The sequence below is a fragment of the Candidatus Aquicultor sp. genome, assembly GCA_036504445.1.
In the GTDB taxonomy this organism is placed as follows: domain Bacteria; phylum Actinomycetota; class Aquicultoria; order Aquicultorales; family Aquicultoraceae; genus DASXVE01.
Window position 1 is genome coordinate 1 of the sequence record DASXVE010000028.1, and the last position, 14,974, is coordinate 14,974.

The 14,974-nt window shown below is 50.3% G+C and carries 15 protein-coding genes; 2 read left to right on the forward strand and 13 right to left on the reverse strand.

The features are described 5' to 3' along the window. Both VGK02_09555 and VGK02_09560 read left to right on the forward strand, forming a co-directional pair. Positions 1-1,123 (forward strand): hypothetical protein (locus VGK02_09555; protein ID HEY3375294.1); only part of this gene is annotated, 1,123 nt, incomplete at its 5' end. Positions 1,124-1,159: 36 nt separating this feature from the next. Then, positions 1,160-1,876 carry a hypothetical protein gene (locus VGK02_09560; protein HEY3375295.1) on the forward strand — a complete coding sequence of 239 codons (717 nt, stop codon included), beginning with the start codon at positions 1,160-1,162 and terminating at the stop codon, positions 1,874-1,876. Positions 1,877-2,008: 132 nt separating this feature from the next. On the opposite strand, the gene dprA is transcribed toward VGK02_09560, so the two are convergent. The 13 genes from dprA to gcvT form a co-directional block, all read right to left on the reverse strand. Next, positions 2,009-3,157: a DNA-processing protein DprA gene (dprA, locus tag VGK02_09565; GenBank protein ID HEY3375296.1), complete on the reverse strand. Its 1,149-nt coding sequence runs from the start codon at positions 3,155-3,157 to the stop codon at positions 2,009-2,011. 85 nt (positions 3,158-3,242) lie between these two features. Beyond that, positions 3,243-4,799 (reverse strand): YifB family Mg chelatase-like AAA ATPase, encoded by a 1,557-nt coding sequence (locus VGK02_09570; protein HEY3375297.1) that lies wholly within the window; start codon positions 4,797-4,799, stop codon positions 3,243-3,245. 62 nt (positions 4,800-4,861) lie between these two features. Further along, positions 4,862-6,805, reverse strand: coding sequence for an S-layer homology domain-containing protein (locus VGK02_09575; protein HEY3375298.1), 1,944 nt, complete (start codon positions 6,803-6,805; stop codon positions 4,862-4,864). A 447-nt stretch (positions 6,806-7,252) separates the two neighbouring features. Further along, the gene (locus VGK02_09580; protein HEY3375299.1) at positions 7,253-7,534 is read right to left on the reverse strand and encodes a hypothetical protein; all 282 of its coding nucleotides are present in this window, start codon (positions 7,532-7,534) and stop codon (positions 7,253-7,255) included. Positions 7,535-7,985: 451 nt separating this feature from the next. After that, the gene (locus tag VGK02_09585; protein ID HEY3375300.1) at positions 7,986-8,333 is read right to left on the reverse strand and encodes a YraN family protein; all 348 of its coding nucleotides are present in this window, start codon (positions 8,331-8,333) and stop codon (positions 7,986-7,988) included. 109 nt (positions 8,334-8,442) lie between these two features. Beyond that, positions 8,443-9,144 carry a MerR family transcriptional regulator gene (locus VGK02_09590; GenBank protein ID HEY3375301.1) on the reverse strand — a complete coding sequence of 234 codons (702 nt, stop codon included), beginning with the start codon at positions 9,142-9,144 and terminating at the stop codon, positions 8,443-8,445. Positions 9,145-9,259: 115 nt separating this feature from the next. Continuing rightward, a complete protein-coding gene (locus VGK02_09595) occupies positions 9,260-9,724 on the reverse strand; it encodes an FHA domain-containing protein (protein ID HEY3375302.1) in 465 nt (154 codons plus the stop codon). Between the two features lie 30 nt (positions 9,725-9,754). Beyond that, entirely contained in the window at positions 9,755-10,000 is a 246-nt protein-coding gene (locus tag VGK02_09600; GenBank protein ID HEY3375303.1) for a hypothetical protein, read from the reverse strand. A gap of 12 nt (positions 10,001-10,012) precedes the next feature. Then, a complete protein-coding gene (locus VGK02_09605; GenBank protein ID HEY3375304.1) occupies positions 10,013-10,315 on the reverse strand; it encodes a hypothetical protein in 303 nt (100 codons plus the stop codon). 174 nt (positions 10,316-10,489) lie between these two features. Further along, on the reverse strand, positions 10,490-11,941 hold the full coding sequence (gene gcvPB, locus VGK02_09610) for an aminomethyl-transferring glycine dehydrogenase subunit GcvPB (protein HEY3375305.1): 1,452 nt from the start codon (positions 11,939-11,941) through the stop codon (positions 10,490-10,492). After that, the gene (gcvPA, locus tag VGK02_09615) at positions 11,941-13,281 is read right to left on the reverse strand and encodes an aminomethyl-transferring glycine dehydrogenase subunit GcvPA (protein ID HEY3375306.1); all 1,341 of its coding nucleotides are present in this window, start codon (positions 13,279-13,281) and stop codon (positions 11,941-11,943) included. Before gcvPA ends, gcvPB begins: the two co-directional genes overlap by 1 nt. Then, positions 13,281-13,661, reverse strand: coding sequence for a glycine cleavage system protein GcvH (gene gcvH, locus VGK02_09620; GenBank protein ID HEY3375307.1), 381 nt, complete (start codon positions 13,659-13,661; stop codon positions 13,281-13,283). The genes gcvPA and gcvH overlap by 1 nt, the downstream gene beginning before the upstream one ends. A 40-nt stretch (positions 13,662-13,701) precedes the next feature. Next, positions 13,702-14,808 carry a glycine cleavage system aminomethyltransferase GcvT gene (gene gcvT, locus VGK02_09625; protein ID HEY3375308.1) on the reverse strand — a complete coding sequence of 369 codons (1,107 nt, stop codon included), beginning with the start codon at positions 14,806-14,808 and terminating at the stop codon, positions 13,702-13,704. Between the last annotated feature and the right edge of the window lie 166 nt (positions 14,809-14,974).

The window sequence follows — 14,974 nt, forward strand, 5'->3', positions numbered from 1 at the left end:
AAGGTTTGAGGCATGCGATTGGTGCCACGGCACCGGCGCAGGCTCAGGCTACAACATCCAAATGGACAACAATGACAACTACACCACTGAGTACAACGTTGGTCACACCATGGGTTACGGTATTGACAACGGCAAGTGGAAAGCCCCAGATGATACCTATCCGGCATTTACGCCGAATTATTACATGGGTGGCTTCTCTTGCTTCGATTGCCACAGCCCGCACGCTAACCCGGCACGTATGATGGGCTATGATGCAAACGGCGAACCGATTCAATCGATCGTTGATGTCATGACCGGCCAAGTCTACAACATGGGTAACCCGGGCCACGATATGTACACATCAGGCGGCGAGGGCTTTGCTCAGACAATCGTAGACAATGTTAACCATGTCTACAAGTTCGCGTGGGTACCGGCACTCGGCGGTCCGCTTCCGATGAAGGCAAAACCATACTACCTCGCAGGTAGCTGGCTCCTTCTGAAGAACCCGGACAAAGAGATCGCATCACGCGCATACACCAATGTTCCTGTTGATGTATGGTCGTTCACAAGCACAAACGGCGTAGCTCCATTCGGCGGCGGTCCGGTTAAGGATTCTACCTACACCGCGATCGCAGCGGGTTCCGAGATTCCCGATGATGTCTACTATGATGGCAAATTCGGAATGGCTCTCAATGAGTTCGACTCAGTCAAGGGATTCCCGGTCAACAAGATGCCGATCAACTGGAATACGCCAATCGGTAGCGCGGCTATCCTCGATACCACGCAGATGTTTGGTTTCGCTCCACAGGGCGTACCAAACCTCGGTAGCGATCCATACTATCCGACAAGCATGTTCAGTCTTAATGGCTCGACATTCTCAGGCGATCAGTACGGCTACAATGTCCGCAACCCGTTCTGCAAATCGCTTATCGTTGATGAGTTCTGCACCGACTGCCACGACGGCAACGCAGGTCTCTCGACCATCGCAGCTCCGCTGTTCAGTGAGGATCGCGCGCTTCGCGGTCAGACTGTCACCGGTGACAACTCGGGCTTCTCGATCTCTGGCACTATCAGCGGTTCCAGCCCGAACTGGAAGGGTTCATACGACATCGGCTATGGCCACGATACTAACTCACGTCACTGAAGCCGGGCTATGAAGTTCAATCCGGAGGATGGACAATTGACAGGCCCAAGGTGCCGTAACTGCCACAAAGGTTCAAGTGGTTGTGGTGCTTGCCACAATAGCGATCCGTATGATCCAGTTGATGGTATAAATACATCAACGGCTGGCATTGCAGAGGATAATAGCCACGCTGCTATTACCTATCTGTTCGCATCGATGTTCACTATGGTTGGTATGCCAAGCCCAACACCAGATATGGTTGCACCGATTACTGCGTATGATCCGGCGAAGACAAGCATGGGCGATGCAAACCCGGTCGAGTCGGTTCCTGCACTTGATGCGAACCATCAGCCTATCATCGGCCAAGTCAAGAAGTCACGTACCGTTAGCTGGTCAAGCGATTGGAGAGCAAACACAGGTACAGTTGGAAGCGGTATAAATCAAACCTGCTCTGACGATGGTCTTAGCTTCCCGCACCGTACACTCGGTTGGAAGATGCTGAAAGACGACCTCTTCGGTATCGACCCGGCGGCAGCTGATACAAACGGCGCACCAGGCTTTATCCATGCTGGTCAAACAAGGACAGGCTTCTACCCAGGCAATAAGGCACATGACCTTGACAGCGTCTGCTTAGACTGCCACAATCCGACGGTTTGGGGTGCTACAAGCACACTTAACCACACGGATATCCAGGGTATCAATCCAATGACAGGTGCAGACACAATTACTGCTGACAATATGAACGACGACCTCCTCTTGAGAGGCCTGCCGTAAGAATTGTCACAGCATAACTTACGCGTAATACTTGCAAAAGCTTACAAGGAATTAACAACAATTCGTATACAACACAAAAGAGGCCCGTTTTTACACGGGCCTCTTTTTTTTACTGTTGATATATTTGCTATATTACTTCACTCTAACGTAGCTGCCCGCAATATCCTTTTTGAGATAGCCGTTGATCTCAAGTATTACCAGTAATATCGATAACTCAGATACGGCAGATGTAGCATACCCAGCGGACCCGATAGATCCGGTTGCACCGGTTTCGCATAAACTAATCTCTCTAGCAATTTCGTCCAACCTTCTTGGTTCCCAGCCGATAATATTGAGAACATCGCGTTCCTTGTCTGATAAGGCATCGAGCTTACCGTTATCGCCCGCACGTGAGGACTTAATGCCGAGGACTTCAAACACGTCAGAGGCGTCCTCTATTAAGAACGCGCCCTGTTTAATTAGCTTATTTGTCCCCTTGCTTGTTTCATTCTTAGAAAATCCTGGCGCTGCGAACACTTCCCGCCCGTACTCAAGCGCGAAATCGGCGGTAATAAGAGCGCCGCTCTTTTCACTTGCCTCAACAACAATGACCGCCTTGCACATTCCCGCGACAATCCGGTTTCTGGCCGGAAAATTGTGCGCCATCGGGATAGTACCCGGCGGATATTCTGAAATAATCGCCCCATTTTCAATGACCCGTTCAAATAGCTGACGGTTTTCCGGCGGGTAGATGATATCAGGCCCGCTCCCAAGAACCGCGAGCGTAACGCCGCCCGCTTCCAGTGCACCTTTATGGGCAGCGCTGTCGATACCGCGTGCGCCGCCTGAAACGATTACTATGCCCTCTTCAGCAAGCTCTGCTGCGAGCTCTTCTGCAAGAATCTTGCCGTGAGAAGTTGAACGCCGTGCGCCTACAATGGCCACAGCCGTACTATATGGTTCTAGATTACCCTTTACGAACAGCGCTCGGGGATGCCCTTCCGCATAACGCAGCAGCTCGGGAAATATGTCTTCCTCACTGGTAACAATAGAGACGCCTTTGCTACGTAGCTTATTGTATTCTTCCTCAAGGCTCACGGCCGCTCTAAATGCTACTGATTCAGCTGCGAGCTCCGGTGTTAAGCCCAGCGCAACGAGCCCGTCCGTATCCATCTCCCAAAGGGCTTCTGCCCCGCCGGCCGCATCCACTAGGCGGTAAATACGATTGCGAAACGGTGGGCACAGCTTCACACCGAGCCAGTGCTTATTATTCCTTTCATGCACTTCGAGTTGTGTTTCCATTAAGGCCATTCCCCGCTAACGTTATTTATCTGAGAACTATATGGTTGGCAGCATCAAGCAACGCGATGCTACTATGGATATTATTTTACATATACTGCCTATCAAGCGCTCGATACTGAACCGATTCGGCGATATGTGTGATTCCAATATCGCGTTCTTCTGCCAGATCAGCAATTGTTCTAGCTACCTTGAGAACCCGCTCAAACGCGCGTCCGCTCAACCCAAGTTTATCGATCGATATTTCTATGAACGCCCTTGCCTCGTTTGTGAGGTCGCAAAATAACCCTACTTCCTTTGCCTTCATTTGTGCGTTCGCTCGTATTATGGGCCGCGGCGAAGCGCTTTTTGCCCTTCCTGGAAGCTTCGAGAACCGATCTCTCTGAATCGCCCGGGCGGCATTCACACGCTCTTTAATGAGCGTAGACGACTCCCCTTTCTTGGAGTGCAAAAGCTCTTCTTTGGATAATCGCGGGACATCGACATGGATATCGATGCGGTCGAGCAATGGGCCCGATAGCCTACCGCGATAGAGCTGAATCTGTCGCGGGGTGCACACGCACTGCTTCACCTTATCACCAAGATGAGCGCAAGGGCATGGGTTCATACTTCCCACCAACGTAAAGCATGCGGGATATGTTAAAGAAGCTGACGCCCTGGAAATCGTCACATGACCTTCCTCCAGCGGTTGACGCAATACCTGGAGCACGCCTTTAGCAAATTCCGGGAACTCGTCCAGAAAGAGAACGCCGTTGTGTGCAAGGGATACCTCGCCGGGCCTGGGGTAACTGCCTCCACCGATAAGACCTGCGTGACTAATCGTATGGTGTGGTTCGCGGAACGGTCGTGTGGTTATCAGAGATTCGCCGCTCTTAAGCATATCTGCGACCGAGTATATTTTTGTCACCTCAATAGCCTCGTCGATTGTCAAGCGCGGCAATATCGAAGGCAAACGCGAAGCGAGCATCGTTTTGCCCGAACCCGGCGGGCCGATTAAAAGCACGTTATGGGCACCTGCGGCCGCTACCTCGAGCGCCCGCTTAACATGCTCTTGACCCTTTACATCTGCAAAATCAAGTTCGAATTGCTCGTTTTCGTTCAGTGATATATCTTTTGATTGCGGCTGAATCTCCAGCATGCCTTTCAGAAACAACACGGTCTCGCTCAAATCCTTAACCGGCACGATGTCGATGCCATCAACGACCGAAGCCTCACCTGCATTTGGACGAGGTAGTACCACACCCTTTTTGCCGAGCCGTTTAGCGGCGATCGCTATGCAGAGCGCACCCGTAACCCTGCGGATCTCGCCGGTGAGCGAGAGCTCGCCGGCAAACAGATAGTTTTGAAGATTATCGTGCGGGATCTGCTCGGTCGCGGCAAGAATACCGAGCGCGATAGGAAGATCGAAGGCAGGCCCTTCTTTACGAATATCTGCCGGCGCCATGTTGACAACGATGCGCTTTAGAGGAAATTCGAATTCTGAGTTGGATATGCCGCTTCGCACCCGTTCTTTCGATTCCTGTACGGCCGTATCGGCTAAACCGACAATATTGACTGACGGAAGCCCGAGAAAAACATCGACCTCCACCTCAACCGGTACTGCGTCCATACCAATGACTGCAGCCGAGAGCACCTTTGCGAGCATATATCCCCCTATTTGCGCATATGTGTAAGAGCACTATTATGTATCGTAGCTATTATGCTCTTCTATGGCAAGAGGTTCCTTTGCAATATCCAGATAAATTTAGCGGCTTCGCATCGAGACACCGGAGTATCGGGTGCAAACGTTCCATCGGGATAGCCCGATACTATGCCGTATTTTCTACCGGTTAGGATGTACTCTGTATCGGTATGGCCGACGATATCGGGGAATCGCTCACCAGTTGTATCAAATTTAAGGATGCCTGCTATAACGACTAATCGTACGGCTTCTGCCCTGGTAACGTATTCGCCGGGTTTATACGAGCCCCCCGCGTATGCAAGAACGCCCTTTTCGCTTAATGTTTTTATATACGGATACGCCCAGTGGCTCGGCTGTACTTCCACGGTTTTACTTGCTTCGCCGGACGTGGGTTCCCAGCCTAGAGATTTGCATACCATCTTCGCAAACTCCGCCTTTGTTACTTTCCGGTTCGGATCAAAGAACCCGGTACCGGTACCGCCAATGACACCTGCGATCGATAAGTCAAACACGTATCCGGTATACCAGCCCTCCGAAACATCTCGAAGACCGATGTTTGGGAACCCGGCAATCACCAGTGAAGCCGAAATAGGATCATTGGGATGAAATGTTCCATTTGGATTACCGGAAATATATTCGTGCGCGTACATATTCTCGATCTGCAGTGCGTGCGGATCTGACTCGGGAACATCCCCAAAATACCCCTTATACTGCGCAGGAGCAGATGGTTCGATTGGCGTATCAAGTGGCGTATCCCCAGTTAGGTCTTCAGCGCCGGCAGCGGAACCGTTGAAAGATATCCAGTCGAGCAACTGCAACCGTGTTAAAGTATCGTTAGGCCTGAACATCCCCGTGCTCGTATCCTCATCCGTAAACGTACCGGAATTAACCGCCGTCTCGATGTAGTGCACGTACGGGTTGGTACGAGGAACGTCTTTGAAATATCCTTTAAACGCAGGGTCGATGGTAGGGCTAAATAGATTTAGTTTCATCACCAGCTTTGCCGCTTGCACCCGCGTTATTTTTGAGCATGCTTTAGACCGGAGGCCATTTGGGAGCAACGAATATGCGTATATCTCTCTAAGTTGACCGGAGACGGTAATCTGTGCGCTCCAAACACCGTTAAGACCCGACCGCTTCTCTGCAAGCAGTTTCCCTCCCGATTCGAGGCGCACTTTGTAGCCGGGAACCGCAAGCCCTTTGATGGTGATCTGAATGCCCGGCTTTTCAGCATTTTCATCGCTTAACTTAAGCGTATCCTTATCACCGCCGGTCGGGCTTATAATTACCGGCGGGCACAGTATCGCTTCGATGTTCCGAGTATCGACGGTTATCGTCGCGCTATGAGGGTCGATCACCTGAGCTTTCTGGGTGGGGTCCTCTGGGTTGTCGAGGCCGTATTCGAGCTGATTGCCTGCTTTATCGACTACCCTAAGGTAGCTCAAAGCCATCTCGCCTGGAAACACCTCATCGGGAACTATAATAGCCGCTTCAAGCATTTTGCTTGCTGCATTGTACGTGAGATTAGCGGTTATTTCACCACCGTCATGAGACTCGGATTGAGCCCAGCTTATAAAGCCTGAATCAACACCTGAATAATTGTCGGCGGCTTTTACCTTGATATAGAGCACATCGCCCGGTCGAACAGTATGGGATGAGAGCTTCAAAGCACCGACTGTCGGTGCGACAATATCCGGGTGCTCGCTGTGTACCGTAAGATTCGCCGCGCTAAAATCATCGTTCTCGTTAGATGTCCCTACGTGACCGCTGTCGTCGTAAACTTCAGTGCCCAAACACTTCCAGAGACCGGGCTCGGCGTATGCGTTGATATGGAGCAGCCCGGTTAAAACACTTCCATTTGAACCTTCGGACAAATCAATGTTAAGCATCTTACCCGATGGTGACTTCCAAATGGCTACACCGCCGATTATCCTTGACCCACTCGTATCGGCGGTAACTGAAACCGTCACGGTCTCATCTGCGCTGACATCTGTTTTACTTACAGAAATACTACGTGTGCGAAGGCTTCCTGCGGCATTAGCTTGCGTACGTTGTATGCTTAGTGTTAAGGGTGTTCGTAAAGCTGAAAAAGCGGGAGTTGTAACCATTGTAAACAAGAAAGCAGCTATAAAAGCACAAGTAGATAGTTTACGCATACAGGGTATTCTCCAGTCTCTTTTGACGGTGTTATAAGGGTTATAAAGCCATCATACTACAGGTTGGTGGGTAGGCAATAGAAAGGTTGCACTCGCCGATTAAAGATTCGCAAAATTCTTCGAATTTACTATAAAGTCGGTTGGTAATCGCGCCGATATAAATATTGTTGCATCCCTAAGAGAGCTGAGCGAGCATAGAAAGTTTCTATGAGGCCACCGAAAGGTGGCCCTCAGCTTATTTACGAGCCAAATATTTTCAGGTTAAAAACCTATCGCCTCGATATCCTCAGTCGCAATGGCAACGTACCGGTGGAGACCGCCGGATTTATCCTCCTCGACAGCATCGGCTATCGATGGCATTGCAATAATCTCACGGCTTTCGTGCTCGCCAACCTCAAAATATTTTGGATCGATAAGCATGAGCGTTGTTACATTTATCCTGGCTACACGCCCGATGTATGCCCTGTTGCGGGTGAATATAGTCGCGTTCATGCCGGCGAGGCCTTGGCTCTCTATGATTTCTCTTAGCTCGCTATTCGTCATATCCTCCACCCCATTTGATCGAGTTCGTATCGTTTCATATACAGCTGCGCTTGTGTATAACTCTTGTTATGACGTATATAACCAAAGAGTCCGTGCGGCACGCCTGAATAACTTCTGTTTTGGCCCACTTAATCCTTCATTGTGCCGTTCACCGCTTTTTCCTACCGGCATCTAATTTTGGGGGGTACTCTAGGATTAGCCGGGCCGGGCCCATAACATGCAGTGCTTACAAACCATACGGTATCGGTGCAAACGTGAATGCGGTATCACTGGGCAGGTGCTCGGTACCCCAAAGGCTTCAAGACCGAGTGTTCCTGTTTCCTGTTCCTTTAGGGCTATTGCTCCCGATAGCTGCTTTAGGGCCTCCCTTGAGCGCCTGCCCACATATTTTTAGAACGTGTTTGGGTCTGGAAGATAGCTCAAACACGCGCAGGGACGTTCCTCGGTACGTCTAGAATGCGTTTTCGATGTGGTTCACTGTAACCTCACGCCCCTCTTGCAGTATCGAAATTACATCGAACCGTATCTCACTGTAACCGCTTATTCTCTTCTGCATTGCAAGATACATCTCTGCGACGGCTCGGATGGTGCGCTGCTTGTGTGGTGTTACCGCTTCGAAAGGTTGCCCGTATCGTGTCGTCAGGCGGGTCTTTACCTCGCAGAACACCAAAATGCGGCCGGTTGCCGCTATGATATCTATTTCACCGAGCTTCGTTCGAAAGTTACGCTCTATAATGCGGTAGTCTTTTCGCTGTAAGTGAAGCGCCGCAAAGTCTTCGCCTTGTTTACCGAGTGCCATATACCCCCCTATACGTAAGAGTAAAAAAGAAAAGCCCGGTAAAACCGGGCGTAATCTATGCTAATCTCCTATGTCTTAAGCTTCGCCTTAAAGCATCGCTTATTATAATTTATTTCCCCTGCATATACTCTTTAACTCGCTTGTTGAGCAGCAATGCTTTGAGTTGATTTGAGAGATCGCTTAGGTTTTCGAGCACTTCGCGAACCCGCTGCGCTTTATCATCGGCTTTTTGCCTGACGATCGGATACAGGATTTGCTGGAACAAATCGGATTCCTTTTCCGCGAGGCTTGCGTACATGCGAAGGTGACGGGGCTCGATGCCGTATTTAGACATCTCGCGAGCGATTACCATAATCTTTACATCGGCCGACGTGTAGCACTTGCCTTCGCTTGTGCGTACCGGTTTTACGATGCCGAAGTTCTCAAGCATTTTTACCGTATCGGGGGCAATGCCGATACTCGCTATCGCTTTTTCGGTCGGAACCGGCTGATCGTCGGAGGAGATATGGTCTTCGCTCGTATCGCGTGCCAGCTGGCGAACCTCGGGCGTTACCTGACCCATATCCATCAAATCAAGGTTTTGCCTGATAACATTCAGCGGCAGGTATTTCTCTTTCTGAAGCCGCAGTGCAAGCTCGAGACGCTTTACATCGTCTTTACGAAATTTTCGGTAGCCGCCTTCGGTGCGCTCGGGTTTGATGATCTTCTCATCCTCGTAGTACCGGATCTTACTAATCGATAAATCGGGGTAGCGCGGTTTGAGTTGTTCGACAACTTCACCGATCGTTAAGTAATCCCTCTTTGACGACATACCTTTCCTCCACTCAGTAGTGAGCTCCATACAAGAAAAAATATTAGGTATTTCGAACCTATAAACTACCGCGCTTGCGTCTATTTCTTGTCTTTACCATGTACCGAAATTAGTTTTATTTCTTGTCTCTAAAGACAAGCTTGAATTTACCGATTTGAAGCTCGTCGTCCGAGAACAGCACCTGGCGTTCTTCAATAAGCTCATGGTTAACATAGGTGCCGTTCAAGCTGCCGACGTCAACGATGCTCACCGAATCGTCGGAAACGATAATCCTGGCGTGGTGCCTTGATACCGTAACATCATCGAGAAAGATGTCACTGCTCGGGTCACGACCAAGCGTTATTTCGTTCTTTTTTAAGTCGAAATTTTGCCCGATAAACGGCCCTTTCTTGACCATCAATATAGGACCTTTTGCCTTTGTCGCGGGGATAGTAATCTTGCGGCATTCTTCCTCGACTTCGATCGGAGATAACGCCATCGTGCTCTCGATATCATTTAATTTTGTTTTTAATGGTTCGCCGCATTTTGTGCACACTGTCGCAAGTGATTCATTTGCACAGCCGCATTTTGTGCAATCCATAACTGCCCCCGGATTGTCTCGTACCCCGCTCTATACGGGGAAGCTTTCCTTTATTCTCTCCTCAAATGCTTGCATGAGGTCTTTGTTCTCGAGTACCTTCTCAAGCCGATTCTCGTCTACGTTATCTTTTACGTACGGATCCTCGAGAATCTCGCTGAGCTGCCTACCGCCTTTTAACTGGCGAATAATATATTCGTCCATCCGCTCGATGAGGATGTTCTCGCTCATCTGACTTACAAGGTCTTGAATCGCTTCTCTAAGTCTCGATTCGGGCATGGTGTCTCCTCTCTAGAACACATCCTCGCCTGAAACATCAACTTTCGATACGCTCGTGAGGCCGCGAGCAAGAATTTCGCTGAGACGGTCTACGTCTCTACCCGATATAACATCGGACCCGCCCTCGCGCCGTTTCTTCATCCGTGCGACCAGCTCGGCACGCAGGATATCGATTTTTCCATGCAGCACGCGACGTTTGTAGGAAACACGCTCTTCTTCCTCGCAGAGTTGGTCTAGGATCTCACGTAGCTCTTCGTCTGTCTTCTCTTTAAAGTCAACTAGCTTGTTGAGGTCTAATTCGTGTTTATTGCTCATATAACCCATCCCTCATTAGTCGTATTAACTGCAGTTTATCACACTATACCGCCCCCTCCTAGATGCCAGGGCTCCCGGTACGCGGATTATTCGGCACGTACTGCATACTACCTCTAATCTAAAGATAAACTTGAGCCTTTAAAAAATCCAGTGTTTTTTTGAAATTATTTGAATTTATTGAATAGGCTCCCGCTTTAATTTAGGATGTCGTGCGGCTTCAGTTTCGTTTAACCGTGAAACCGTCGTTGTATGCGGTGCTCCAATAACTACGGATGGGTCCGTCTCAGCTTCACTAGCGATACTTTTAAGCGCATCGATAAGACTTTCCAGGCTAAATATACTTTCCGTTTCCGTCGGTTCGATCATTAACGCCTCATCTACAATGAGGGGAAAATTGATCGTTGGTGGGTAGATTTTGTAATCGAGCATACGCTTTGCTATGTCCCGGGCGCGTATGCCCTTTTTCCTGTATTGAGCCGCCGAGAGAACGAATTCATGCATGCACGTAACATCGTAGGGCAATTCGAAGGTACCTTTGAGTTTTTCTTTGAGATAGTTCGCATTAAGCACCGCAAAATCGCTTACTCTGCTCAAACCTTCTGCCCCGAGCGCCTTGATATAGCAGTAAGCCCGTACCATAATCGCGAAGTTGCCGTAAAATGCGCGAATCTTCCCTATAGATAACGGCCGGTTAAAGTCAAAATAGTAGGCGCCGACGGCGGTGTCGTGCATGACGACGGGGGTTGGCAAAAACGGTTCGAGGGTCTTCTTCACGCCGACCGGACCGGAGCCGGGTCCACCCCCACCGTGCGGCGTTGAGAAGGTTTTGTGAAGGTTGAAGTGCATTACATCAAAGCCCATATCGCCAGGCCGGGATTTGCCCAAGATGGCATTCAGGTTTGCGCCGTCACAGTAGCTGAGTGCGCCAACCTGGTGAATCATCTCGTTAATCGCTTTTACGTTTCTGTCGAAAAGGCCGAGCGTGTTTGGATTGGTCAATAATATGGCGGCGACTTCTTCGTTGATAAGCCCTTTTAATGCATTTACATCAACTCCTCCCTGTTTATCCGATGGAACCTGAACGACCCTGTAACCGAGCATATGGGCGGTAGCGGGATTCGTGCCGTGCGCGGAATCCGGTATGATGACAACGCTTCGCGGGTTGCCGTTATGCTCGTGATAGGCACGAATCATCGCCATACCTGTAAGTTCGCCGTGCGCTCCGGCGGCGGGCTGCAAACTTACCGTATTCATACCGCCGATTTCGGCAAGCCACACCCCGAGTTCGTACATGAGCTTGAGCGCGCCTTGTACTTGCGCTTCATCCTGGTACGGGTGAATGTGCGCAAAGCCCGGCAGCCGTGCCGCGGCTTCGTTCACCTTGGGGTTGTACTTCATAGTGCACGAGCCCAGCGGATAAAATACCGTGTCGACCGCATAGTTCATATTCGATAAGTTCGTGTAGTGGCGCGCTATCTCACCTTCGCTGACTTCGGGTAATCGAGGCGCGGTACTTCTGAGCATATGCGGAGGGATCAATTCGCCGACACCACGTTGTGGAACGTCCAGTTCCGGTAAAGAATAAGCGCTTTTCCCCTGTTCACTGATATCGAATACGGTATTCATTAGAGCGACCTCATCACGCGTACCATTGTATCTATCTCGTCTTTTGTGCGCTTTTCAGTCACGCAGAAAAGGATCGTATCTTCATGCTCGGGTAGGACACGGCCGATATCAAAACCTCCGATTATGCCTTTATCATAAAGGCGCTCGTTTATGCTGGGAACCGACCGTGATGACTTGAACGCAAATTCCTTGAAAAATGGGGCATCAGAGAGCGGTTCGAGATAATCAATGCTTTTTAATTGCTCGAATGCGTAGTGGGCTTTCTGTGTGCACTGTGTCGCAACCTCGCGCAAACCGTTTGGGCCCAGATAGCTTAAGTGAACGGCGGCCGCAATCGCGTTTAATACCTCGCACGTGCAGATATTCGACGTCGCCCGTTCGCGCTTAATGTGCTGCTCGCGGGTCTGCAGCGTTAGAACATATCCAGTCCTGCCGGCCGTATCGTTGGTAGCGCTGATAAGGTGCCCGGGTACCCTGCGAAGGTACTCGCCGCGGCAGGCAAACACCCCAAGATACGGTCCACCGAAGCTAAGACTGTTGCCAAACAGCTGGCCTTCCGCGGTTACGACATCGGCCCCATACTCCGCAGGCGGTTTTAATATGCCGAGAGAGACCGGATCAAACGAAACGAGCAACAGCGCCGGATACCGGGCAGCGATCGCGCTGATAGCATCGACGTTTTCAAGATACCCGAAGAAATTCGGTTGCTGGACGATAATGCAGGCGCACCCATCATCCGCCAGCTCCTCAAGCGCGTCCGTATCGGTTGCACCGTTGCTTACCGACACCGTTTCTATTGTCGCGCCGATTCCCATGGTATACGTTTTGAGAACGGCCCGGTATTCCGGGTGAACTGCCCCGCTTACGATAATCCTGCGGTTGCCGGTTACATCGTGCGCAAGGAGCGCCGCTTCCGCCATTGCAGTCGAGCCGTCGTATAGTGAAGCGTTGGCTATATCGAGCCCGGTAAGCTCGCTTATCATCGTCTGGTACTCAAAGAGCGATTGCAGAATACCCTGGCTTACCTCAGCCTGGTACGGCGTGTAAGGCGTGTTGAACTCCGGCAGTGATATTATGGCATCGACGATGCTCGGTATAAAGTGGTCGTAAGCGCCGGCGCCGAGAAACGAGACGTATTCTGTAAGGTCGGCGTTATCTGCCGCTACGTTGCGCATATGGCGGATAAGCTCGTATTCACTAGTTCCTGCGGGCAGATTCAGCGGCCGGTTAAGCCGCACATTACCGGGAATCGACGTGCCGAACAGCTCGTCGACCGTATCAAAACCGGTAGTCTCAAGCATACGCTTCTTATCTTGCGCGGTTATCGGAATGAAATCCACTACAACCCCTTTATGTATTCTTCGTATTCCTGCGCGCTCATAAGGCCGTCGGCTTCCGACGGGTTACTGAACCGGATCTTAAACAGCCACCCCTTACCATAAGAGTCATCGTTTATAACCTCAGGAGCATCGGCAACGCTTTTATTTACTTCAATAATCGTTCCGCTTACGGGCGTATGCAATTCGGCGGTTGATTTCACCGATTCGATTTCACCGGCTACGTCGCCGGCCGATACCTGTTTGCCCGGTTCCGGTAAATCAACGTAGACGATATCACCCAGCGAATCCTGTGCATAATCTGTTATGCCTATCGTGGCTGTGTTATCTTCAGCCCTAACCCACTCGTGCTCCTTATAGTATTTCAAGTCTTCAGGTATCATAATTCTCCCCCTCTAGCGCATGTAGTAGATTTGTATACCGCTACGAAGCCTTCTCTTGTGTAATACGTGTCTTAGGTGTGTAGATGAAGGGTCGCTCAGCCAGGTGCCCTTGCAGCAGTTTATCGCGGACTCGCAGGTAGATTGCGAGACCTATTTGATAGAACTCGCTCTTTATGTAACCCAAACCGATACCGGCTTGCAGCACCGGCGAATATCCCCCGCTCGTGACCCAACCTATCTCATCGAAATTCACTTTATCGAGAATAGTGCTGCCGTCCCGGGCAATCCCCTCATCCATAACAAAGCCGATGAGCCTTTTATCTATTCCTTCTCGTTTTTGCTCGAGCAACGCTTCTCTGCCGATAAAATCACCCTTGTCGAATGCCACCAAACGCTCAAGCCTTGCCTCCAAAGGTGTGATGGCCGGTGTCAGCTCATGCCCGTACAGCATGTATCCCATTTCAAGCCGTAAGGTATCGCGCGCACCCAAGCCGCAGGGCGTAACCCCGCTTCCAAGTAACGCGTCCCAGGCGTAGCGCGCGCCCTTAGGTGCCGCAATAATCTCGTAGCCGTTTTCACCCGTATAGCCTGATTTCATCACCGTATACTCGTACCCATTAACCACAACGTGTCTCACCGCATAGCGCTTATATGAAGCCGGGTTCTCGTGAAATACATTTTTTAGGATCGTGTCCGACTCGGGCCCTTGTAACGCGAGAAGGCACAACTCTGGTGTGCGGTTTGTTATGGTAACGGTTTCCGGCGCATGCCCGGCAGCCCAGGTTTTGATAAATTCGGTTCTGGCCGCGTTGGGTACGGCGAGGTATTCGTCCGGGCCAAGCCGGTAGACTATTTCATCGTCGAGCACTCCGCCGTTCTCGTTGCAATATATCGCGTACGTACCGCAACCGACGGCAACTTTTTCAATATCAGAGGCGATCAAGCACTGCATGAGGGCCGTTGCCCCTTGCCCTTTAATAAAGAGTTTGCCTAGATGGGAAATATCGAAGATGCCGACAGACGTACGAACCGCCATATGCTCCTTAATTATGCTTGAATAATACAACGGCATCTTCCAACCGGCGAATTCAGTAAAGTGAGCGTTCATGGCTTGCTCTGCGTCATAAAGAGGTGTTCGTTTTAACATAAATCACCCGTTTAGTTAAATGCTAATTTACCTTTTTCACCTTAAGAAATTCCCTTTTTCCAGTTTGTTGAAACTATGCAACCGGTAGGCTTGCAAACAGATTGCATCCTGCAAGCATAACCAGGTGAAATGTGATATAGTATGAAGGTTGTCCAATTTTGAAAAT

What these genes read in the sequence shown, in the direction of transcription:
- dprA (HEY3375296.1), bottom strand. Translation starts at nt 3,157, where the DNA reads ATGGAAACACAACTCGAAGTGCATGAAAGGAATAATAAGCACTGGCTC.
- VGK02_09570 (HEY3375297.1), bottom strand. Translation starts at nt 4,799, where the DNA reads ATGCTCGCAAAGGTGCTCTCGGCTGCAGTCATTGGTATGGACGCAGTA.
- VGK02_09580 (HEY3375299.1), bottom strand. Translation starts at nt 7,534, where the DNA reads ATGACGAATAGCGAGCTAAGAGAAATCATAGAGAGCCAAGGCCTCGCC.
- VGK02_09585 (HEY3375300.1), bottom strand. Translation starts at nt 8,333, where the DNA reads ATGGCACTCGGTAAACAAGGCGAAGACTTTGCGGCGCTTCACTTACAG.
- VGK02_09590 (HEY3375301.1), bottom strand. Translation starts at nt 9,144, where the DNA reads ATGTCGTCAAAGAGGGATTACTTAACGATCGGTGAAGTTGTCGAACAA.
- VGK02_09595 (HEY3375302.1), bottom strand. Translation starts at nt 9,724, where the DNA reads ATGGATTGCACAAAATGCGGCTGTGCAAATGAATCACTTGCGACAGTG.
- VGK02_09600 (HEY3375303.1), bottom strand. Translation starts at nt 10,000, where the DNA reads ATGCCCGAATCGAGACTTAGAGAAGCGATTCAAGACCTTGTAAGTCAG.
- VGK02_09605 (HEY3375304.1), bottom strand. Translation starts at nt 10,315, where the DNA reads ATGAGCAATAAACACGAATTAGACCTCAACAAGCTAGTTGACTTTAAA.
- gcvPB (HEY3375305.1), bottom strand. Translation starts at nt 11,941, where the DNA reads ATGAATACCGTATTCGATATCAGTGAACAGGGGAAAAGCGCTTATTCT.
- gcvH (HEY3375307.1), bottom strand. Translation starts at nt 13,661, where the DNA reads ATGATACCTGAAGACTTGAAATACTATAAGGAGCACGAGTGGGTTAGG.
- gcvT (HEY3375308.1), bottom strand. Translation starts at nt 14,808, where the DNA reads ATGTTAAAACGAACACCTCTTTATGACGCAGAGCAAGCCATGAACGCT.